This is a genomic window from Myxococcota bacterium (assembly GCA_035498015.1).
In the GTDB taxonomy this organism is placed as follows: domain Bacteria; phylum Myxococcota_A; class UBA9160; order SZUA-336; family SZUA-336; genus VGRW01.
In genome coordinates this window covers 1-22,447 of sequence record DATKAO010000247.1, presented here as the reverse complement: position 1 = coordinate 22,447, position 22,447 = coordinate 1, and the positions used below count along the sequence as shown (strand labels likewise).

Annotated in this window: 15 protein-coding genes; 14 read left to right on the top strand and 1 reads right to left on the bottom strand. The window is 72.8% G+C overall.

The genetic code is table 11. The annotated features are described in order from the left end of the window. Positions 1 to 229 (top strand): UDP-3-O-acyl-N-acetylglucosamine deacetylase (locus VMR86_22005; protein ID HTO09741.1); only part of this gene is annotated, 229 nt, incomplete at its 5' end. 12 nt (positions 230 to 241) lie between these two features. Here VMR86_22005 and VMR86_22000 read toward each other — a convergent pair. Beyond that, entirely contained in the window at positions 242 to 8,002 is a 7,761-nt protein-coding gene (locus tag VMR86_22000) for a hypothetical protein (protein ID HTO09740.1), read from the bottom strand. Positions 8,003 to 8,140: 138 nt separating this feature from the next. Here VMR86_22000 and VMR86_21995 point away from each other — a divergent pair, with 138 nt between their 5' ends. The 13 genes from VMR86_21995 to VMR86_21935 form a co-directional block, all read left to right on the top strand. Continuing rightward, positions 8,141 to 10,366, top strand: coding sequence for an ATP-binding protein (locus VMR86_21995; GenBank protein HTO09739.1), 2,226 nt, complete (start codon positions 8,141 to 8,143; stop codon positions 10,364 to 10,366). After that, entirely contained in the window at positions 10,351 to 11,724 is a 1,374-nt protein-coding gene (locus tag VMR86_21990) for a sigma-54 dependent transcriptional regulator (protein HTO09738.1), read from the top strand. The genes VMR86_21995 and VMR86_21990 overlap by 16 nt, the downstream gene beginning before the upstream one ends. Next, entirely contained in the window at positions 11,717 to 12,157 is a 441-nt protein-coding gene (gene rimI, locus VMR86_21985) for a ribosomal protein S18-alanine N-acetyltransferase (GenBank protein ID HTO09737.1), read from the top strand. Before VMR86_21990 ends, rimI begins: the two co-directional genes overlap by 8 nt. Then, positions 12,154 to 12,891, top strand: coding sequence for a dihydroorotate dehydrogenase electron transfer subunit (locus VMR86_21980; protein ID HTO09736.1), 738 nt, complete (start codon positions 12,154 to 12,156; stop codon positions 12,889 to 12,891). Before rimI ends, VMR86_21980 begins: the two co-directional genes overlap by 4 nt. Next, positions 12,888 to 13,823 (top strand): dihydroorotate dehydrogenase, encoded by a 936-nt coding sequence (locus VMR86_21975; GenBank protein ID HTO09735.1) that lies wholly within the window; start codon positions 12,888 to 12,890, stop codon positions 13,821 to 13,823. The genes VMR86_21980 and VMR86_21975 overlap by 4 nt, the downstream gene beginning before the upstream one ends. A gap of 171 nt (positions 13,824 to 13,994) precedes the next feature. Next, positions 13,995 to 14,507: a ribosome maturation factor RimP gene (rimP, locus tag VMR86_21970; GenBank protein ID HTO09734.1), complete on the top strand. Its 513-nt coding sequence runs from the start codon at positions 13,995 to 13,997 to the stop codon at positions 14,505 to 14,507. A gap of 4 nt (positions 14,508 to 14,511) precedes the next feature. Continuing rightward, positions 14,512 to 15,798, top strand: a complete 1,287-nt coding sequence (nusA, locus tag VMR86_21965) for a transcription termination factor NusA (protein HTO09733.1) — start codon at positions 14,512 to 14,514, stop codon at positions 15,796 to 15,798. A 48-nt stretch (positions 15,799 to 15,846) separates the two neighbouring features. Beyond that, complete coding sequence (gene infB / locus VMR86_21960; protein HTO09732.1) at positions 15,847 to 18,387, top strand: translation initiation factor IF-2; 2,541 nt, start codon at positions 15,847 to 15,849, stop codon at positions 18,385 to 18,387. After that, the gene (locus VMR86_21955; protein ID HTO09731.1) at positions 18,387 to 18,752 is read left to right on the top strand and encodes a DUF503 domain-containing protein; all 366 of its coding nucleotides are present in this window, start codon (positions 18,387 to 18,389) and stop codon (positions 18,750 to 18,752) included. The genes infB and VMR86_21955 overlap by 1 nt, the downstream gene beginning before the upstream one ends. 4 nt (positions 18,753 to 18,756) lie before the next feature. After that, a complete protein-coding gene (gene rbfA, locus VMR86_21950) occupies positions 18,757 to 19,110 on the top strand; it encodes a 30S ribosome-binding factor RbfA (GenBank protein HTO09730.1) in 354 nt (117 codons plus the stop codon). Then, positions 19,107 to 20,000, top strand: coding sequence for a tRNA pseudouridine(55) synthase TruB (gene truB / locus VMR86_21945; protein ID HTO09729.1), 894 nt, complete (start codon positions 19,107 to 19,109; stop codon positions 19,998 to 20,000). Before rbfA ends, truB begins: the two co-directional genes overlap by 4 nt. A 37-nt stretch (positions 20,001 to 20,037) precedes the next feature. After that, the gene (gene rpsO / locus VMR86_21940; protein ID HTO09728.1) at positions 20,038 to 20,304 is read left to right on the top strand and encodes a 30S ribosomal protein S15; all 267 of its coding nucleotides are present in this window, start codon (positions 20,038 to 20,040) and stop codon (positions 20,302 to 20,304) included. A gap of 178 nt (positions 20,305 to 20,482) precedes the next feature. Continuing rightward, on the top strand, positions 20,483 to 22,447 hold a 1,965-nt coding region (locus VMR86_21935; protein HTO09727.1), incomplete at its 3' end, for a polyribonucleotide nucleotidyltransferase.

Sequence of the window (22,447 nt, the reverse complement as noted above, 5' to 3'; positions counted from 1 at the left end):
CGAATTCGCGCGCCACAAGATCCTCGACCTGATCGGCGACCTGGCGCTGCTCGGCGTTCCGCTGCAGGGCCACGTCAAGGCGGTGCGCGGCGGTCACAAGCTCCATCAGGCGCTGGTGGCCGAGATCCGCGCGAACCCGTCCTGCTGGACGCTCGAGAGCCCGAGCAGCGAGCGTGAGCTCGCGCCCGAGGCCGGGGTCCTGCAGCCCGCGCTCGCTCGCCGCAGCTAGGGCCCGGACCTCCTAGAGTCCGAGCGACCCGATCACCGCGCCGGCCACGCGCAGCAGCAACACGCGCGCCGGCGGGCAGAGCTGGACGGCCGACGCCAGGTCTCCGCTGGCTCGCAGGGCCAGGCGCGAGGTCGTGGGCCAGCCACCGAGCAGCTCGAGCAACAGGTCGCGCAGCTCCATCTGACCCGCGGCGAGCACGCGCGCCGCGGCCTGGCCGAGCACGTGCTCGCGCCACAGATCGGGCGTGAGCACGCGCAAGAGCTCCGTGTCGAAGCTGCGCAGCGCCTTCTTCAGGCGCTTGCGCGCCTTGCGGCCCAGGTCGTCGCCGGTCTGGGTCGAGTCGTCGCCCGGCTGACTCCAGATCCCGCGCAGCGCCGAGTCACCGAGCTTCCAGGCCGGGCCGACCAGCAGCGTGAGCGCCTGCTCGAGCGGCGCGGCGGGCGTCGGGATCGGCGGCGTGGCGTCGGGGGCGGGCAGGGCGCCCGCCTCGTGGATCGCGAGCAGGAGCTCGGTCGCGGCGGCGACGGTTCCGTCCGGCGAAGCGCCGACCTCGACCAGCAGCGCGCCCTCGATCGGCGTCGCGCCGCCCGGCGGGCCGAGCGCCTGCAGCACCGCGAGACAGGTCTTCTGCGCGCGCTCGCGCTTCCAGTGCGCGGCGATGCGCTCGAGCGAGCGCCATGAGCTGCGCCGGCCCGGGTGGCGCTCGAGCAGGCCGCGGTGCGCGTCGACCGACTCGCGGTGCGCGGCCGGGTCGAACGCGGTCGTGTCGGCCAGCGCCTCGCGCGCGCTCTGGCGCAGCGGGTTGCACTCGAGTGACCGGCGATAGCAGCGCTGTGCGCGCTCGATGTCCTCGAGCGGGCCCGCGTAGGCGCGGCCCACGGCCTCCCAGAGCTCGGCCTCGACGGGGCGATCCGGGTGGGCGGCGTCGAGTGTCTTCTCGAGCAGCTTCACGGCCTGGCCCCAGTCTTCGAGCTGGCCGAGGTTCGCGGCCAGCATGCGCGCCGCCGGCACGTGGGTCGGCTCGAGCATGAGCGCCTCCATGGCGCGGCGCGCGGCGGGCGCGTTCTGGCCCAGCGAGGCGGAGGCTTCGGCCGAGGCCCAGAGCAGCGCGGCGCGCGGCTTGGGCGCCTTCACCGCCGCGAGCGCCCGCGCGACCACGTCCAGCGCACGGGCTGCCCCGTCGTCGGCGCGCACGATCTCGAGCAGGGTGACCCAGGCGTCGTCGGGCGCCGACTCGCCGGCCGTGACTGCCTCGAGCCGCGCGCGCGCGTGGGCGCGCTCGCCGTGCTTGAGCTCGAGCTGGGCCGCGCGCAGCTTGAGCCGCGCCGCGAACTCGGCGGGCACGTGCTCGCTCCAGGCGTCCAGCTGCAGCACCGCGCGTTCGGTCTCGCCGAGCCGCTCCAAGAGGTCGACCGCGCGAGCGCGTGAGACCTCGTCGTGGGGCCGGATCGAGAGCACCTCTTCGAGCGCGGCGGCGGCGCGATCGAGCTGCTGCAGGCCCTCGCAGGCCTGCGCCAGCTTCACCAGCCGGTCGGCGCGCTCGTCGGGTGCGAGCTCGCGCGAGCGCAGGCGCGCGTCGAGACAGTCGCGCGCGCGCGGGTAGGCGCCCAGCCGCAGCGCCAGCCCGGCCATGGCGTCGAGCGCACCGGGGTGAGTCGGCTCGCGCTCGAGCGCGAGCTCGAGATAGCGGAACGCCTCGGCGAAGCGTTCCTGGGCCTGGGCCGCCTCGGCGGCGGAGCGTGCCGTGGCGGCGAGCTTGTCCTCGTCGGGTGAGCCGCGCAGGAGCTGCGTGGCCAGGCCGAAGGCGCGCTCGGCCTCGGCGAACTCCCGCCGCGCGAGCGCGATCTGGCCCGAGCCGAGCAGGGCCGGAAGGTGCGCGCCATCGCGGCGCAGCGCGGTGCGGAACAGCGCCCAGGCGCGCATCGGGTCGTCGAGCCGGTCGCGCGCGATCTCGCCCGCGCGCGTGAACTTCAGAGCAGCCTGCGCGGAGTCGGTCTCGAGCTCGGCCAGCGCCAGCACGTCTTCGAACTCGCGCGCCGGCTCGCACAGCCGGCTGTGCAGCATGGCGCGCAGCTCGAGCGCCTCGCGGTTCTGTGACTCGCGCGCCAGCACGCGGTCGCAGGCGTCGCGGGCGCGCGACGGGTCGTCGAGCTTCTCGATCGCGTCGTGCGCCAGCTCGAGCCAGGCGGCCGCGGGCGCGAGCTCGCCCACGTCGGCCAGGGCCGCGTGGCGCTGCTCGAGTGACTCGCGCAGGCGGCCCTGCTCGGCCAGGGCGGCCGCGTAGCGCTGCCGATCGTCGGTGCGCAGCGCATCGGCGGCGTCGAGCGCCGCCAGCGACTTGCAGGCCAGCTCCTCGTCGTGCAGCTCGTCCCAGGCCACGCGCGCCAGGCGGCGGTGCAGGTCGAGCGCGTCGTCGCCGCTCGCGGCCGCGATCTCGTCGCACAAGAGGTCGCGCGCGCGTTCGAACGCGTGTGCGCGCTCGAACACGCGGCGCGCGTCGCGCATCAGGCCGGCGCGGCCATCGGACACCGACAGCGCGCGCTCCGCGGCCTCGACGGCCTCGGGCCAGCCCTCGCGCCGCGCCGCCACGAGCTGGGCGAGCCGCAGCCAGCGGTCGGCGGCGTGCTCGCCCTCGGGATCGGACTGGAGCAGCGCGCGCAGCGAGGCCGCCTCGTCGTCGTGGCGGTCGAGCTGCGCGCACAGCTCGCTGCGCAGGTCGTGCGCGCCGTCGAGCCGGGGCGCGAGCGCGAGCGCCTTGTCGGTGTCTTCGAGCGCTGCGCGCGCGTCGCCCAGTGACTGCCAGCGCAGCCGCGCGGCCTCGAGCCAGAGTGACTCGGCGCCGTCGGCGCCGGCGCTCGCCAGCCGTTCGAGCGCGTCGGCGCGGCGCGCCTCGTCGCCGGGCCGGCGCAGGAGGGCGGCGAGCGCCGCCAGCGCCTCGCGGTCGGCCGGCGTGCGCGCGAGCACGCGCTGCCAGGCGGCGATCGCCTGGTCGGTGGAGCCCAGCGCGCCGCCCAGGCGCCCCGCGATGCGCCGCTCGAGCTCCGCGCGCTCCACGTCGGGAGACAGCGGCAGCGCGCGCTCGGCCAGCGCGCACCAGTCGGCGTCCCGCCCGAGGTCCGCGTACAGGCGCAAGAGCGAACGCATGCGCTCGAGCTGTGCCGAGCGCGACGCGCCCGGGTCGGAGTCGAGCCACATGCGCAGCTCGAGCGCCGCCTCTTCGCGCAGCTCCGGGTGCGACGCGAGCAGCTCGATGCGCTCGCGCTGGAAGCCCATGCGCTCTTCGGCGCTGGCGTCGTTGTGGCGCGCCAGCGCGCGCAGCAGGTCGACGCGCTCGCTCGGGCGTCCCAGCCGCGCGAGCAAGTCACTCTGCGCGCGCAGCCAGGCGAGCTTGGGCCGCGGCTGACTGGCGAGCGCGCGCGCGTAGCAGGCGCTGGCTTCGTTGAGCTGTCCGCCCTCGGCCAGGATCTCGCCCTCGGCTGCGGCCAGCTCGGCCTGCTCGAGCGAGTCGCTGGCGAGCTCTGCCAGTGAGCGCACGGCCTCGAGCCGGCCGCCCGCGCTGCCGACCTCGCGCTCGAGCGCGAGCCAGCGCGCCCGCTCGCGCCGCTCGAGCGGCTGCAGGGCGTGGAGCTTGCGCAGCCAGGCCAGCTCGAGCTTCGGGTCGCGCGCGCGGGCCGCGCTGGCGACCGCGTCGCGCGCGGCGCGCAGGCGTGCCTCGCCGGCCTCGGTCACGAAGCGGGCGGAGAGCACGTCGAGCAGCTCGGCCGCGTCGCCGCGCGGCCGCACCAGGTCTTCGAGCGCGGCCAGCACCTCGCGGTCGAGCGGCATGGCGGCGCGCGCGCGACACAGCACGGTGTAGGCCTCGGCGCTCTCGCCCGCGCGCGCCAGCGCCAGGCCCAGCCGGCGCAGCTCGGCGGGCGGGAAGGCCGCGTCGCCGGCAGCCGCCGCGAGCGGGCGCAAGAGCTCGAGCTCGCGCGCGCCGTCGCCCAGCGCGCGCGACGCGCGCAGGCCGTGCTCGCGCAGGCCGGGATCGTTCGGGAGCTCGCGCTCGACCAGCGCCAGCGCGCGGCCCGGGCTGGCGAGCACGCCTTCGCACAGCGCCAGGAGCTCGCGCACCCACAGGCGGCGCGTGGCCTGCGAGGCCGAGCCGGAGTGAGTCAGTGCCCGCTCCAGGCCGTCGGCCAGCTCCGCGGGCGGGGCGCCCTCGCGCAAGAGCGGCAGGCGCAGGGCGAGCAGCTCCGGATCGTCGGGCCGCTCGGCGCCGAGCCGCTCCACCACCGCGAGCCGCTCGGACGCGGGCTGGCCCGCCGCCTCGAGCGCCGACAGCCAGCGCCGCAGCCAGCGCGCGCGCTCGGGGCCATCGCCGCGGGCGGCGCGCTCGGCGCACAGCCGGGTCTGTCCCGAGCGGTTGCCCGCGGCGCCCAGCGCCGCGTAGAGCAGCTCCTCGAGCGCGGGATCGTCGCCCTGCGACGGGCGGGCGCCCACGAGTGTCTCGACCGCGAGCCGCGCCTCGCCCGAGGCGAGCTGGAGCCGCGCGAGGCGCAGCGCCAGCGCGCTGCGCTCGCCGTTGCGCAGGTTCGGCTCGGCGAGTCTCTCGCCGAACAGCCGCCGCAGCTCGCGCCCGCGCTCGGTGCGCTCGTACAGGAGTGTGAGTCGATCGAAGGCGTCGGGGTCGGCCCCGTCGCGCTCCAGGAGTCCCTTCAGCACGCGCTCGGCGCGCGCGTCGTCGCGCACCTCCGCGGGGCCGTCGCCCAGCAGCCGCGCCAGGTCGAGCCAGGTCGCGCGCCGCAGCTCCGCGCTGGGAGCGCACTCCGCGAGCTTCTCGAGCGCCCGCACCTGGCGGTCGTGAGCGCCGGCCGCGGCGCACAGCTCCGCGAACAGGCGCAGGTCGTCGGCGCCCAGCTCGCCGTCGCTCTCGGCGCGCTCCAGGTCCGCGAGCGCGCGCGCCGAGTCGCGCAGGCGCTCGGCGTAGAGGCGGGCGCGCTCGACCAGGAGTGACGCCCGCGCCGGGCCGTCGGCGGCGGCGATGCTCTCTTCGAGGAAGGCGAGGTGGTCCTCGGGTGTGCCATGGGTGCGGAGCAGCGCGAGCAGCGCGCTGCGCACCGTGGGCGCGAGCTCGGGCGACGCGTCGTCGCGGGCGCGCTTGAGACACGCGATGGCTTCGGCGACGCGTCCGTCGCCCTCCTGCAGCGCGGCCAGGCGCAGCAGGAGCTCCGTGCGCTCGGCGCCCGAGACGTGCGGCTCGCGCATGCCGAGCCACGCCTCGAGCTCCCGGGTCTCGCCGCCGGCCTCGAGCGCGCGCGCGAACAGGTGCTCGAGCCGGCCGTCGCGCGTGGGATCGGCGAACTCGCGCAGCACGGCGATCGCGTCGGCGCCGCGGCGCAGGCCGTCGAGCAGGAGGCCCGCCTGGCGGTGCGCGAGCTCGCGCCGGCGCGCGGGGTCGCGCTCGCGTGTGAGTCGCCGCGCCAGCACGTCGCACAGCTCCTCGATCCGATCCTGCTCGGCGAGCAGGCTCTCGAGCAGGTCACCGGCCGCGTTCGACTCCGGCTCGCGCTCGAACGCGGGCTGCAGCACGGTCGACGCCTGGACGAGATCGCCCAGCTCCGCCAGCGTGCGCGCGAGCTCGAGCGACAGCTCGAGCGGGGGCCGCGGCCCGCCGGCCTCGAGCTGGGCGCGCAGCTCCTGGGCGAGCTCGGGCTTCATGCCCGAGCGGCGGTAGAGCTCGATCAGCCGCGCGCGCAGCGCCTCGTCCTCGGGCGCGCTCGCGCGCGCCGCGCGGTACCAGCGCTCCACGTCCTGCAGTGCCTCGGGCTCGGGGCGCGCCAGGGCGAGCTCGGCGAGCCGCACGCAGGCGAGCGCGTGGGCCTCGGGGTGGGCGTCGTGCACCAGCGCCTCGAGTGACTCGAGCGCGCGCGCCTCGGCGGCGAAGTCGCCATCGGCGCGCGCCAGCTCGGCCAGCAGGCCCAGCGCTTCGGGCGCGGGCGCAAGCTCCATCGAGCGCTGCAGCGCGGCGCGGGCGCGTGCCGGGTCGCCCAGCGCGTTCGCCGCCTGCGCAATGTCCTGCAGCAGCACGGCCGCGCGCTCGGGCGGCGGCTCGAGCGCGAGCTCGCGCTCGGAGACTTCGAGCAGCGCCGCCGGCTCGCGCGTCGAGCTGGCCAGCTCGCGCAGGCCGGCCAGCGCGGGCCCGCAGCTGGGATCGGTCTCGAGCGCCTGCACGTAGGCGGCGCGCGCCTCGGACGGCCCGGCCCCGTGCTCGAGCTCGAGCTGCGCCAGCTCGCACAAGAGCGCCGCGCGGCCGCGTCCGGGAGGCGCGGCCGTGGCGAGCCCGCGCAGCAGCGCGCACAGCTCGTCGCCACGCCCGGCGGAGCGCAGGAGGTCGCGCAGCTGGGCTGCGGCGGCTGCGTGGGCGGGCACCTGCTCGAGCGCGCGCCGGTAGGCGGCCTCGGCGTTCGCGGAGTGACTCAGCGCGTGGGCGTACAGGTCGCCGAGCTCGACCATCAGGTCGGCGGCGTCCTCGTTGCTGGCGGCCGCGGCCATGCGCCGCTCCAGCACCTCGGCGCGCTCCGCGTGCCGGCCCATGCGCGCCAGACAGCGGTCCAACACGGCCAGCGCCTCGGCGTCGTACGGATCGGTCGCGAGCAGGCGCTCCAGCGCGCGCACGGCCTGCTCGGCGTGGCCCTCGCGCTCGTAGAGCACGGCGAGCTCGAGCGCGCGCACGCTGGTCACGCCCTCGATGCGCGTGAGCTTCTCGAGTGAGTCGATGATGCCGGCGTGCGAGGCCGCGCGCCGGTGGATGCGCAGCCGCAGCTTCTGCACGGCCGCGTCGTCGGAGGCGATCTCGTCGGCGCGCTCCGCCCAGTGCACCGCGGCGGACACGTTCTGGGCCTCGTCGATCTGCAGGGCGGCTGCGCCCGTGGCCAGCGCGATGCGCTCGACCGGGTCGTGCACCAGCTTCCACAGCGCGCGCTGCAGCTCGTCGACGCGGCCGTACTGGCGCGCCGAGCGCTCGAGCTCGATCAGTCGCTCGATCGGCCCGCGCCGCTCGGGATGGCTCTTCACGATCTCGGACAAGAGCGACTTGCGCCGCTCGGTCTCTCCCGGCGGGAGCAGGCGCGCCATGCGCTCCAGCACGTCGGCGCGGTGGTTGCCGCTGAGTCCCGCCAGCCGGCTCTCGTGCAGGCCGAAGGCGCGCGTGCGGTCGCCGGCGTCCTCGGCGAGCAGCGCCGCGCCCTGCACCGCGGGGTCGCAGGTCGGGTCGAGCTCGAGCGCGGCGTCGAAACGGCGCCGCGCCTCGTCCTTGTCGCCCAGCCCGCGCCACAGCTGCCCGATCTCGGCGAAGAGCTGCGCGCGCGCGTTGGACTCGAGCGGCAGCGCCTCCTCGGCCTCGGCGAGCTGCAGCGCGGAAGTCACGTCTCCCGCGGCTGCGAGCATGCGGCGCAAGGTCGCGAGCGCGGTCGCGTTCTGCGGCTGCATGCGCAGCAGCTCTTCGTAGCGCGCGCGCGACTGCGCGACGTCGCCCAGGCGCTCGCCGTACACGCCTGCGACCTTGGTCAGGACCTCGGCGCGCTCCGGGCTGGTCGGCTGGAGCACCGACAGCCGGCAGTCGTACACGCTCGCGAGCTCGCTCCACGCGCCCGCGAGATACAGGTGCTCTTCCAGCGTGCGGAAGGCGCGCGCGTCGGTGGGGTTGGTCGCGAAGCTCTGCAGCAAGCGCTGGATGCGCTCCGCCTGCTCGGGCGAGGTTCGATTCGCGGGCGTACGCGGGCGCGGCTGCATCTCGGGCTCTTCGGAAGGCGGGACTCGCGGCTTGACGTTCGGCGCGCCCAAACCCGACATTTTTCAGAGGCTTACGGGCGCGCCATGCGCGCGGGACAGCTTGATGCGAAAAGCCGGCGTGCGTTAGCGTTGGGGCGATTGGAACCGGCGAGCAAGTCCACGGAAGTCAGCGAAGAGACACGGCGGCGCCGGCGCGACTGGCGTCTGGCGGGTCTGGCGTTCGCCGTCCTGGCGCTACTGTTCGGGGTGGAGCAGGAGCTCCTCACCCGGGCGCACGCGCTCCCGCTGGCCAGCGACACGGTGCTGCTGGCGCTCCTGAACTTCAGCGTCGCGCTGATCGGGCTCCTGGTCTTCCTGCTCTCGCGCAACGTGGTGAAGCTGTTCGTCGACCGGCGCGCCGGCCGCTTCGGCTCCAAGCTGAACACGCGCTTCGTGACCTCGTTCGTGTTCGCCACGGCGCTGTCGTCGACGGCGCTGTTCGTGCTCTCGGCGCTCCTGATGTCGCGCGCCGTCAGCGTGTGGTTCGAGCTCGAGCTGTCCGACAGCCTGGGCCAGTCACTCGAGGTCGCCGATGCCTACTACAGCGAGGCGGAGGAGTCCTCCCTGTTCTTCGCGCGGCGCATCGCGGCGCAGCTCGAGGAGCGCAAGCTCTTGCGCGCGGACGCGCTCGACCCGCTGCGCAAGTTCGTGGCGGAGAAGCAGGCCGAGTACGACCTGGGCGTGGTCGAGGTGTTCAACCGCGACTCGGAGGAGCTCGCGACCGCGACCCAGCCCGAGCTGGCGGTGGTCGCGTTCGAGGCGCCGACCTCGGCGCTGATCAAGGCGGCGCTCGAAGGCAGCGAGCGCAGCGTCATCCAGGGCGCGGGCCCGGGCGAGCTGGTGCGCTCGGTGGTGCCGGTGCGCGGCGCCGGTCAGGCGCGGGAGATCGTCGGCGTGGTGGTGGTGAACCGCTTCCTGCCGCGCGCGATCAGCACGCGCGTCGAAGGCATCCGCGCGGCGCGCGCCGCCTACGAGAGACTCCAGCCGCGCAAGGGCACGTTCGAGGCGAGCATGCTCATGTTGCTCGCGATGATCACGCTCTCGAGCGTCTTGTTCTCGTCGTGGATCGGCTTCCGGCTGGCCAAGCAAGTCACCGAGCCGATCGAGAGACTCGCGGGCGCGACCGCGGAGGTCGCGGCCGGAAACCTCGACGTGCGCGTGGAGCGGGGAGGGCACGACGAGATCTCGGCCCTGGTCGACGGCTTCAACCGGATGGCGACCGACCTGGCCAAGAACCGCGAGGACCTGGAGCGACGGCGCGCGCAGATGGAGATCATCCTGCGCGCGGTCGGAGCGGGCGTGGCGTCGCTCGACGCGGAGTTCACCGTGCGCACCATCAACCCGCCCGCGCTGCGCCTGCTCGGCGTCCAGCCCGGTGACTGGGTCGGCAAGAAGATCGACGAGATGCTCACGGGCCCGGTGAACGACGCGCTGACCGGGCTTCTGCACCGGCTCGCGTCGGGCCCGCAGGAGACCCTGCGCCGCCAGATGCCGATCGCGGTCGGCGGCGAGGTGCGCACGCTGAACTGGACCGCGTCGCGCATGCACGACCCGAGCGGCGCGGCGGCGGGCTTCGTGGTGGTCGTGGACGACGTGACCGAGATCATGCGCGTGCAGCGCATGGCGGCCTGGCGCGAGATGGCGCGGCGCATCGCGCACGAGATCAAGAACCCGCTGACTCCGATCCAGCTGTCCGCGCAGAGACTGCGGCGCAAGCTCACGGGCAAGGTGGCCGACCCCGAGTCCGAGGCGCTCCTGCGCGAGAGCACCGACGCGATCACGGCCGAGGTCGAGGCGATGAAGCACCTGCTCGCCGAGTTCTCGAGCTTCGCGCGCTTGCCCGCCACCGACCCGGCGCCGACCGACCTGAACAAGCTGGTGTCCGAGGTGGTCGAGCTGTACCGCGGCAACGCCACGATCGAGTTCACGGCCGCGCTCGATCCGGCCGTGCCCATGCTCGACCTCGACCGGCAGCAGATCCGGCGCGTGATCCTGAACCTGTGCGACAACGCCGTGGCGGCGATCGACGAGGCCGGCCCGGGGCCGCGCAAGGTGAACGTCTCGACGCGCTACGACGCCGCGGTCGGCACGATCCACCTGCAGGTCGCCGACACCGGCAACGGCATCCGGCCCGAGGACCGCGCGCGCCTGTTCGAGGCCGGCTTCTCCACCAAACGCGCGGGCTCCGGGCTGGGGCTCGCGATCGTGTCGCGCATCGTCTCCGATCACTCCGGCTACGTGCGCGTGGCGGCGAACCGCCCGCGCGGCAGCCGCTTCATCGTGGAGCTTCCCGTCCGTACCGAGGCGCCGTGGCCACGATCCTGATCGTCGACGACGAGGAGAGCGTGCGCCGTTCCATCGCCGACGTGCTCGCCGACGAGGGTCACCGCCCGGTGCTCGCGGCCGGAGCCGACGAGGCCGACCGCGAGATCAACGCCTCGCCGCCGGACCTGGTGCTGCTCGACGTGGCCATGCCCGGCCGCGACGGCCTGGAGCTGCTCGAGTCACTGCGCGCGACTCACCCGCTCTTGCCGGTGGTGATGATGTCGGGCCACGGCACGATCGAGACCGCCGTGCGCGCGACCAAGCTCGGCGCATACGACTTCCTGGAGAAGCCGCTCAGCTACGACAAGCTCTTGCTGCGCATCGACCACGGCCTCGAGCGCGCGCGCCTGGCTCAGGAGAACCGCGAGCTGCGCGAGGCGCTGCTGGGCGAGAGCGAGATCATCGGCGAGGCGCCGGTGATGGTGAAGCTGAAGGAGCAGATCGAGATCGCCGCGCCCACCGACGGCTGGGTGCTGATCACGGGCGAGAACGGCACGGGCAAGGAGCTGGTGGCGCGCTGGGTCCACCTGCGCTCCAAGCGCTCGTCGGAGCCGTTCGTCGCGGTGAACTGCGCGGCCATCCCCGAGGAGCTGATCGAGAGCGAGCTCTTCGGCCACGAGAAGGGCGCGTTCACCGGGGCCATCCAGAAGAAGCGCGGCCGCTTCGAGATGGCCAACGGCGGCACCATCTTCCTGGACGAGATCGGCGACATGAGTCTCATGACTCAGGCCAAGATCCTGCGCATCCTGCAGGAGCACCGCTTCGAGCGCGTGGGCGGGACCGAGACGATCGCGGTCGACGTGCGCGTGATCGCGGCCACCAACAAGGACCTGCAAGCCGAGATGTCGCAGGGGCGGTTCCGCGAAGACCTCTTCTATCGCTTGAACGTGATTCCCTTCCACGTGCCGGCGCTGCGCGAGCGGCGCGAGGACATCCCGAAGCTGGTCGAGCGCTATCTCGCGGTCTACGCCGCCGACAGCGGCCGGCCGCCCAAGAAGATCGCGCCCAAGGCGCTGGCGAAGCTCTCGGAGTACGCCTGGCCCGGCAACGTGCGCGAGCTGCAGAACCTGATCGAGAGACTGGTGCTGATGACTCCCGGCGACACGATCGAGGTCGCCGACCTGCCGCCGCAGATCACCAGCCTCGACCGCGACCGGCTGCTGCGCGCGGGCAGCGGCGAGGACACCCTGGCCGCGGCGCGCGCCGCGTTCGAGCGCGAGTGGCTGCTGGAGAAGCTCGGGAACTTCGGCTGGAACATCTCGCGCACCGCGGAAGCCGTCGGGCTCGCGCGCGAGAGTCTGTCGCGCAAGCTGAAGAGCCTGAAGATCGACGTGGATACGGAGCGCGAACGTGGCTAGCAGCGCGGTTCGCAGCGCGGCGCTCGGCGACGCCGCGCGGATCGCCGCGCTGGCCTCGGCCACGTTGCCCGAGGCTTGGACCGCGGCCTCGTTCCGCGCCGCGCTCGAGCGGCCGGGCGTGCTCGGCACGCTGGCGGAGCGCGGCGAGTCACTCCTGGGGTTCGCGCTCGCCGCGCGTGTGGGCGAGGAGGCGGAGCTGCTCTCGGTCGCGGTCGCGCCGGCCGAGCGCGGGGCCGGGCTCGGGCGCGCGCTGCTCGAGAGCCTGCTGGCGGGGCTGCGCGCACGCGGTGCGCGGCGCGTGCACCTCGAGGTGCGCAGATCGAACGCGGCCGCGCTGGCGCTCTACGAGTCACTGGGCTTCCGCACCGCGCGCCGCCGGGCGCGCTACTACCGCGATGGCGAGGACGCGCTCGAGCTCGGGGTCGCGCTTTGATCCAGACGCGCGCCCGCGTGGCCGGCGCCGATGCCACGTCGATCCGGCTCGAGGTCCCGGGCTGGCCGGGTCACCGGCCCGGTCAGTTCGCGATGCTGGGTCTCGACCCCGACCGCACGCACCGCGACCCGCTCCTGCCGCGGCCCATGGCCGTGTACCGCGTGGTCGGCGGCCTGCTCGAGTTCCGCTTCAAGGTGGTCGGGCGCGGCACGCGGCTGCTCGCGCAGGCGCCGCGCGGCGCCGAGCTGTCACTGCTCGGGCCGCTGGGCAACGGCTTTCCCGCGCCGCGCCCGGGTGACTGGCTGGTCGGCGGCGGCACCGGCATCGCCTCGCTCTACGAGCTGGCGCGCGACGCCCCGAAGGGCGTGCGCGTGCGGCTGGGCGGGCGCACACGCGCAGACATCCTCGGGCTCGACGACTTCGCGGCGCTGGGCGGCGACCTGGCCGTCGCCACCGACGACGGCTCGCAGGGCGCGCGCGGCGTCGTGACCGAGCTCGTGACTCCCGCGGCCGGCGAGACCGTGTTCGCCTGCGGCCCCGAGGGCATGATGCGCCGCGCGCACGCGCTCGCGCGCGCGGCGGGCGCGACGTGCCTGGTCTCGCTCGAGAACAACATGGCCTGCGGCTTCGGCGTGTGTCTGGGCTGCGCCGTGCGCACCACCGCGGGCTTCCGCTACGTGTGCACGCACGGGCCGGTGTTCCCGTCGGAGTCACTCGGCTGGGGGGCGGCATGAGCGCGGTCGATCTCAGCACCCGCCTGGCCGGCGTCGCGCTGCGCAACCCGGTGCTCCTGGCCAGCGGCACCTGTGGCTACGGCGCCGAGCTCGCGCCCTTCGTCGACCTGGAGGCGCTGGGCGGCATCGTGGCCAAGTCACTCACGCTGGAGCCGCGCGCCGGCAACCACCCCCCGCGCATCAGCGAGGCGCCCGCCGGCATGCTGAACGCGATCAGCCTCGAGAACGTGGGGGTCGAGGCGTTCGTGCGCGAGAAGTTGCCCGCGCTCGCGCCCGGAGTCACCGTGATCGCGAGCGTGTTCGAGACCGAGATCGAGCGCTACGCCGAGGTCTGCAAGCGGCTCGACGGCGTGGGCCGCGTGGCCGCCCTCGAGCTCAACGCGAGCTGCCCGCACGTGAAGAGCGGCGGCATCGAGTTCGGCCAGGACCCGAAGGTGCTCGCGTCGCTCGTGCGCGCCTGCCGCGCGGCCACGACCCGGCCGATGTTCGTGAAGCTCTCCCCGAACGTGACCTCGATCGCCGAGATGGCGCGCGTGTGCGAAGGCGAGGGCGCCGACGCGGTGGCGCTGGTCAACGCGGTGCAGGGCATGCTGGTCGACGTGCACCGCCGCCGGCCCGTGCTGCGCAATGGTCTGGGCGGCTTCTCGGGCCCGGCGATCTTCCCGATCGCGCTGCGCATGGTCTACCAGGCCTCGCGCGCGGTGCGGATCCCCATCTGCGGGATCGGCGGGATCGCGAGCGGCGATGACGCGGTCGCCATGCTGCTGTGCGGCGCCAGCGCCGTCCAGGTCGGCACCGTGAGTTACACCAACCCGCGCGCGGGGCTCGAAGTGCGCGACGGAATCGAAGCCTACTGCCGGGTGCAAGGCGTGCACGCGGTCCGCGAGCTGATCGGCGCGCTGCGGGCCTGGGACCCCCCGGAGCTGGCCTAGGGCCGATTCCCAAGAGGAATCAAGCTTCTACGTTGCCGCGCAGGGGCGCTTTTGATATCAGTCTCGGGCTCTTTGGTCCGGGTTTTCCGGAGGAAGGTGGGCTGTGAGTCCGCCTTTTTTTGTCGCCGCTGGGTTCCATGACGTCTCGATCTGCGCTGAAGCGAAGGTTTCATGCTCGAAGCGAACACCGCGATGTACAGAGATATTCCCGAGAAGCTGCTCCAGGTGGTCGAGCCGGTCGTGCGCGCGCACGGGCTCGAGCTCGTGGACGCGGCGCTCGGCCGCGGTCCCACGCGTTCGCTGGTGCGCGTGATCGTCGACACCCCGCAGGGCGACGGCCGGGTCCTGGTCGACGAGTGCGCGGCGGTCTCGCGTGAGCTCGGGCACGGGCTCGATGTCTCGGACCTGATCGACGGCGCGTATACGCTCGAGGTCAGCTCGCCGGGCGTCGACCGTGCGCTGGCGCGCGAGATCGACTTCGAACGCGCGGTCGGGCGGCGTGTGGCGGTCGAGGCGCGCGCGCCGATCGACGGCCGGCGCCGCTTCAAGGGCGAGCTCGTGGCCTTCGACGGACTGACCGCCACCGTGCGCTGCGATGGCCAGGACCTCGCCGTCCCGTTCTCCGCGATCGAGCGCGCCAAGGCCTTCCATCCGTTCGACACCCCGCAGAAGCGCAAGAGGTGAAGCCGTGGACGTGGACCTGAACCGCATCATCGACCAGGTGGTGAAGGACAAGAACATCAAGCGCGAGGTGGTCATCGACACCCTCGAGAAGGCGATGCTCACCGCCGCGCGGCGCAAGTACGGGCCCGAGCGCGAGATCGAAGCGCAGTTCAACAACGAGACCGGTGAGGTCGAGCTGTTCGAGTTCAAGACCGTGGTCGCCGGTGCGCCCGCGAACGACGCACAGATCTCGCTGGACGACGCGCACCGCCACGATCCCGACGCCGAGGCCGACGACCAGATCGGCATCAAGCTCGACACCGCCGAGTTCGGGCGCATCGCCGCGCAGACCGCCAAGCAAGTCATCATCCAGGAGGTCCGCGGCGCCGAGCGGCAGAACATCTACGACGAGTACAAGGACCGGAAGGGCGAGATCGTCCACGGCATCGTGCGCCGGATCGAGAAGGGCAACCTGATCGTCGACCTGGGACGCGCCGAGGCGATCCTGCCGCGCAAGGAGCAGGTGCCGCGCGAGATGTTCCGCGTGAACGAGCGCGTGCGCGCCTACGTGCAGGACGTGCTGAAGGAATCGAAGGGCCCGCAGATCATCCTGTCGCGCGCGGCCACCGAGTTCCTGATGAAGCTGTTCGAGCAGGAGGTGCCCGAGATCTACGAGGGCATCGTGCGCATCGAGGCCGCGGCTCGCGAGCCGGGCGCGCGCTCGAAGATCGCGGTGGTGTCTCGTGACTCCGACGTCGACCCGGTCGGCGCCTGCGTCGGCATGCGCGGCTCGCGCGTGCAGGCCGTGGTGCAGGAGCTGCGCGGCGAGAAGATCGACATCGTGCCCTGGAGCAGCGACCCGGTGAAGTACGTGGTGGCCGGGCTCGCGCCGGCCCAGGTCGTGCGCATCATGGTCGACGACGAGAAGCGCTCGATGGACGTGATCGTCCCGGACGACCAGCTGTCACTCGCGATCGGCAAGAAGGGTCAGAACGTCCGGCTCGCGGTGCAGCTCACGCGCTGGAAGATCGACATCAAGAGCGAGACCTACATGCGCGCGGTGCAGAGCGAGCTGGCGCAGGCGCTCTCGGCCGTCGAGGGCGCGGGTGAGTACGAGGCGAAGATCCTGCTCGACCACGGGGTGGCGAGCCTCGAGGAGCTCGCAGACGCGGAGCTGGACCTGCTCACCGCGATCCCGGGCGTCTCCGAGTCGGGCGCGCAGGCCGTCAAGGCCAAGGCGCGCGAGCTCGCGGTCGAGAAGGCGAAGCGCGCACGCGAGGCGGCGGCCGCTGCCCCGCAGGGCGGAACTTAAGGACTGACCGGAGCGTGGGTAGGGTGCCCACGCGACCATAGGACGGGAATGGCCACCAAAGGAATGAGAGCATACGCGCTGGCGACCGAGCTCGGGCTCGCGCGCGAGGAGCTCATCAAGAAGGCGGCGGAGATCGGCATCGAGATCCGCAACCCGATGGCCAGCCTCGACGAGGAGCAGGTGACGACGATCCGCCGCCGGCTCTCCGCCACCCCGGCCGCCGACACGGTCCAGAAGCGCGTCGGAAGCTCGGTGATCCGCCGGCGCAAGCGCAAAGAGGACGAGGGGCGCCCGGAGGCGCTGGGCGAAGAGGCCGCCGAGTCAGTCACGGCCTCGGAGCCCCTGGCCGGGTCCGAGCTCGAGCTCGAGTCACCGGCGCTCGCCGCAAGCGCGGCGCCGAGCGCGTCGCCCGCCGCCGAGCCTGCCTCGCGTGGGGCCGACCCGCGCGTCGTGACGCCGTTGGACCGCCCGGCGCGCATCGTCGAGGACCCGCTGGCCAACTTGCCGCAGCCGGCCGCGGCCGAGCAGCCCGCGGCGGCCGCCGCCGCACGGCCGTCGACGGCGCCCGCGGCCGGCGAGACCGAGGAGCGCGAAGCGGACGCCGGCGGCGCCCAGCGCAAGACCCCGCGCGTGCGCCCGGTGCGCACCGACGTCACCCTGCGCGAGCAGGAGACGATCGCGCGCATGATGCGCGGCGGGAACGTGCAGGCCCAGCTCGAGCGCCGGCGCTCGATCGTCGAGCAGCAGTCGCGCGCCCAGTCACAGCGCCGCCGCGTGACTCCGCCGCCGCGCAAGCTCGCGCCGCCCAATCCGGCCAAGATCAAGCGCACGGTGAAGATCGCGCGCGAGATCAGCTTCGTGGACTTCTCGCGCGAGACCGGCGTGAAGGTGCGCGACCTGGTGCGCCGCGCGCGCGCGCTCGAGGCGGAGCTGCCCAGCGAAGAGTTTCTCGAGGGCGACATCGCGGCGCTGGTGGCCGAGGAGCTCGGCTTCGCGGTGCAGCGGGTCGAGTCCGAGATCGAGCGCAAGATCGCCGCGACGCGTGCGCAAAGCGACGCCGAGGCGGGCGAGCCGCGCCCGCCGGTGGTCACGGTCATGGGTCACGTCGATCACGGCAAGACCTCGCTGCTCGACTACATCCGCAAGGCGAACGTCGCCGCGGGCGAGGCCGGCGGCATCACCCAGCACATCGGCGCGTACCAGGCGCGCACCTCCGACGGCAGCCTGGTCACGTTCATCGACACGCCGGGTCACGCGGCGTTCTCGCAGATGCGGGCGCGGGGCGCGCAGCTCACCGACCTGGTCGTGCTCGTGGTGGCGGCCGACGACGGCGTGATGCCGCAGACCGTCGAGGCGATCAACCACGCGCGCGCCGCGGGCGTCCCGATCATCGTCGCGGTGAACAAGATCGACAAGTCCGACGCCAACCCGCAGCGCGTGCGGCAGGCGCTGCTCGAGCACCAGCTGGTCGCGGAAGACTTCGGCGGTGACACGATCTTCGTCGACGTGTCCGCGACCAAGGGCACCGGCGTCGACAAGCTGCTCGAGATGCTCGCGCTGCAGGCCGAGGTGCTCGAGCTGCGCGCGCCCAAGGAGGGCCCGGCGCGCGGTGCGGTGCTCGAGGCCGAGCTCGACCGCGGACGCGGCCCGCTCGCGACCGTGCTCGTGCGCTCCGGCACGCTGCGCCCCGGCGACGCGATCGTCGCGGGCCGCAGCTTCGGGCGCGTGCGCTCCATGCAGGACCCCGAGGGCAACACGGTGAAGGAGGCCGGACCCTCCACGCCCGTGCGAGTCATCGGCCTGGGCGCCGTGCCGCTCGCCGGCGACGACTTCTTCGCGGCCGAGAGCGAGCGCGAGGCGAAGCAGATCGTCGACCACCGCATCACCGAGGAGAAGCAGAAGACCGCCGCCGCGACCGAGAGCCCCGCGGCAGTCACGGCCGAGGAGCTGTTCGCCAAGATGGCGGGCGCGATCGACAAGGAGCTGTTCGCGGTCGTGAAGGCCGACGTGCAGGGCACCGTCGAGGCGATCCGCGAGGCGCTGGGCAAGCTCTCGACCGAGAAGGTGAAGCTCAGCGTGATCCACTCCGGTGTCGGCGGGATCAAGGAGAGCGACGTGATGCTGGCCGCGGCGTCGAAGGCCGTGATCTTCGGTTTCCACGTGCGGCCCGAGCCGGCGGCGCGCAAGCTCGCCGAGCGCGAGGGCGTCGCCGTCCGCACCTTCGACATCGTCTACGAGCTGCTCGACGACGCGACCATGCTGATGCGCGGTCTCCTGCCGCCGAAGGAGACCGAGAAGCTGCTCGGCCACGCGCTCGTGAAGGAGCTGTTCCAGATTCCGAAGATCGGCACGATCGCGGGCTCGGCGATCGAAGACGGCAAGATCACGCGGGCGGCTCGCGCGCGCGTGCTGCGCAACGGCATCGTGATCTACGCCGGGAAGCTCTCCTCTCTGCGTCGCTTCAAGGACGACGTGCGCGAAGTCGCGTCGCCGCTGGAGTGCGGCATCGGGATCGAGAACTTCAACGACGTGAAAGTGGGCGATCGCATCGAGGCCTACGAGATCGAGGCGACGCCAGACACGCTCTGATGCTGGTCGCGGCGGCGCTGATCGAGCTGGCGGTGCCCGACGCGGAGACGATCAAGGCGCGGCGGCGGGTGGCCCGCTCGGTCAAGGACCGGATCCGGCAGCGCTTCAACGTCTCGGTGGCCGAGGTGGCCGACCAGGACGAGAGACACTCGGTGGTGATCGGCTGCGTGATGGTGGGCGTGAATCCCAGACACCTGCGCGAGGGAATGGAGAAGGTGGTGCGCTACGTCGAGAGTCTCGGCCTGGCCGAGGTCGTCGCAGACGACGTCACGGTGGTGCGCCTCGACGAGGTCGAGGAGCTCGACGAGGACGCCGACGACGCGGCGCCGGCCGCCTGGCGCGACGACGACGAGCTCGAGGACTGACTCGATGAAGCACACCCAGGCACGCCTCGGCCAGGAGATCCACGGGCGGCTCGCGACCATCCTGCGCGAGCGCACGCAGGACCCGCGCCTCGAGCTGGTCTCGATCACCGAGGTCCAGGTCGCCCCCGACGCCAGCTTCGCGCGCGTGTTCTACCGCACGCTCGGCGACCGCGACGAAGCGGTCGCGGCGCTCGACAAGGCCAAGCCCTATCTGCGCCGCTGCCTGGCCGAAGGCCTCGAGGTGCGGCGCGTGCCGGAGCTCGACTTCAAGAGCGACGACTCACTCGACCGCGCGGAGCGGCTCGACGCGGTGCTGCGCGACATCGCCCGCGGCCGGCGTGAGGGGGAGGGCTCGTGATCGACGGCTTTCTCGTGATCGACAAGCCCGCGGGACTCACGTCGCACGACGTGGTGCAGCGCGTGCGCCGCATCGCGAAGCAACGGCGCGTGGGGCACCTGGGCACGCTCGACCCGCTCGCGACTGGCGTGCTGCCGATCGCGTTGGGCGAGGCGACCAAGCTCTCGCAGCTCCTGACTCACGGCGCCAAGAGCTACCGGGGCAGGCTGGTGCTGGGCGTCGAGACCACGACCTACGACCGCGAGGGCGAGGTCGTGGCCGAGCGCCCCGGGCCGTGGCCCACGCGCGCCGTGCTCGAGAAGTCGCTCGCCGAGTTCCAGGGCGAGATCGACCAGGTGCCGCCGCCGTACTCGGCGGTGAAGCAGGGCGGCGAGGCGGCCTACGTGCGCGCGCGGCGCGGCGAGGAGGTGGTGCTCGAGCCGCGGCGGGTGACCGTCTCGCGCATCGAGCTCACGCTCTACGAGCCTCCGGTGGTGGCGCTCGAGGTCGACTGCAGCGCGGGCACCTACCTGCGCTCGATGGCGCACGACCTGGGCGCGGCGCTCGGGACCGGCGCGCACCTGTCCGAGCTGTGCCGCACGCGCAGCGGCCCCTTCACCCTGGAGCAGGCCGTCACGCTCGAGGCCCTGGAGCAGTCGGCGGGGGCGCTGGAGTCGCGCGTGATCCCGATGCTCGCGGCGACCGGCCTCCCTACCTTCGAGATCGACGCCCGCGTGGCGCGCCGGGTGCGCAACGGCGTTCAGCTCGGGCGCCAGGAGATCCGGGGGGTTCCACCCGAGGGCATGCTGCAGCTGGCCCACGCCGGGAAGCTGGTAGCCTTGGTCGAGGCCCGGCGGGGCCTGCCCGAGCTGGCCACGGTGCGCGTGTTCGTTGGCGGCACCGAGGTTTAGTGCTATACAGCGCCCCGAACTTTCGAAGTAGAAGAGCATGGTCGGGGCCGAACGTCGGCACGAAATCGTCAAGCAGCACCAGCGCAAGCCCGGAGACACGGGCTCATGCGAAGTGCAGGTCGCGCTCCTGTCAGAGCGGATCTCCGAGCTCACGAATCATCTCCAGACCCACGTGAAGGATCACGCTTCACGACGCGGATTGCTGAAGCTCGTCAGCCAGCGCCGCAGCCTGCTCGACTACCTCAATCGCATGGATGAAGGACGCTACCAGTCCCTGATCGAAAAGCTGGGACTGCGTCGCTAGAGGCCGGGGACCCCCCCGGAATGAGGTCGGACACGGGTCCGATCGGGTGTCGAGTCAGAATAGATGAGAGACGTGGAATGAGCCGTATGTCGCGGCTCGACCATCGCGCGCCAGGTGGCGCCCCCGATCGCCGTTCGTCCGCCCTCGTGAAACACAACAACGAGGAATGAGAACGAGAATGGAAACTGTGCAATGCACCGTCGACGGAAAGACCGTCGGCATCGAGACCGGCAGGCTGGCCAAGCAATCCAACGGCGCCGTGCTGGTCACCCAGGGAAAGTCAGCCGTGCTGGTCACGGTGAACTCCGCGAAGCCGCGCGAGGGCATCGACTTCTTCCCACTGACCGTGGACTACATGGAGAAGATCTACGCCGCCGGAAAGATCCCGGGCGGGTTCTTCAAGCGCGAGCGCGGCATGACGGAGAAAGAGGTCCTGACCTCGCGCTTCATCGACCGCGCGCTGCGGCCACTCTTCCCGGACGGCTACCGCGACGAGACACAGGTCACGGCGCAAGTCATGTCCGCGGACCCCGACCACGAGACCGACGTGCTGGCGTTCATCGGCGCATCGGCGGCCGTGATGCTGTCGGACGTGCCGTTCCCGGCGCCGATCGCTGCGGTCCGCGTGTCGCGGGTCGACGGCAAGCTGGTCGCCAACGGCACTCACGCCGAGACCGAGGCCGCGGACCTGAACATCATCGTGGCCGGCTCCGAGACGGCGCTGGTCATGGTCGAAGGCGGCGCCAAGCAGGTCTCCGAGGCCGCCGTGCTCGAGGCGCTGCGCTTCGGTCACAAGGAGATCCTGAAGCTGATCGCCGCGCAGAAGGAGCTGGTCGCCAAGGCCGGCAAGGCGAAGCGCAAGGTGACTCCGCCGCAGCGCGACGCGGAGCTCGTGCGCAAGATCGAGGGCATGGCCCTCGAGCGCATCCGCAAGGCGAGTCAGACGCGCGAGAAGCACGCGCGCTACGAGCAGTTCGACGCCGTCGAGGACGAAGTGCTGAAGGCAATCGTGACTCCCTTCCGCGAGGCGAAGCGCGAGCTGACCACGCTGGCGCAGGTCGAGGCCGCGCAGTCCGCGGGCCGCAAGCTCGCCGGCGAAGTGAAGGACATCCTCCACGACATCCGCGGCAAGGTCATGCGCGACGACATCCTGGAAGGGAAGCCGCGCATCGACGGCCGCTCGACCACCGACATCCGGCCCATCACCTGCAGCGTGGGCGAGCTCAAGGGCCCGCACGGCTCGGCGCTCTTCACGCGCGGCGAGACACAGGCGCTGGTCACGGCCACGCTCGGCGGCACGCGCGACGAGCAGATGATCGAGGGTCTGAAGGACACCTTCTATCGAAAGTTCTTCATGCACTACAACTTCCTGCCCTTCTCGACCGGCGAGGTCCGGCCGCTGCGCGCGCCCAACCGGCGCGAGCAGGGGCACGGCGCGCTGGCCGAGCGCGCGGTGAAGATGGTGCTGCCCGAGGGCGAGGACGCGCCGTTCACGGTGCGCGTCGTGAGTGAGATCCTCGAGTCCAACGGCAGCTCGTCGATGGCTTCGGTCTGCGGCGGGGCACTCGCGCTGATGGACGCGGGCATCGCGATTCAGGCACCGGTGGCGGGCATCGCCATGGGCCTGATCTCGGATGGCCCGCGCCACGCGGTGCTCTCCGACATCCTGGGCGACGAGGACCACCTGGGCGACATGGACTTCAAGGTCGCGGGCTCGACTAAGGGCATCACCGCGATCCAGATGGACATCAAGATCGACGGCCTCGACTGGGCGGTCATGGAGAAGGCGCTCGAGCAAGCGCGCCAAGGCCGGCTGCACATCCTGCAGCGCATGGCCGAGGACACCGCCGAGCAGCTGCCGGGCTTCGTGCCGCGCAGCGAGCTCAGCGAGAACGCGCCGCGCATCAGCGTGATCTGGATCAAGCCGGACCGCATCCGCGACCTGATCGGGCCGGGCGGCAAGGTGATCCGCGGCATCCAGGAGACGACGACCGCCAAGGTCGACGTCGAGGATTCGGGCCGCGTGACCATCTTCGCGCCCAACCGCGACGCGCTGGTGAAGTGCCAGCAGATGGTCGAGGAAGTGACTCAGGAGGCCGAGATCGGCAAGACCTACGTGGGCAAGGTCCGCAAGGTCACCGAC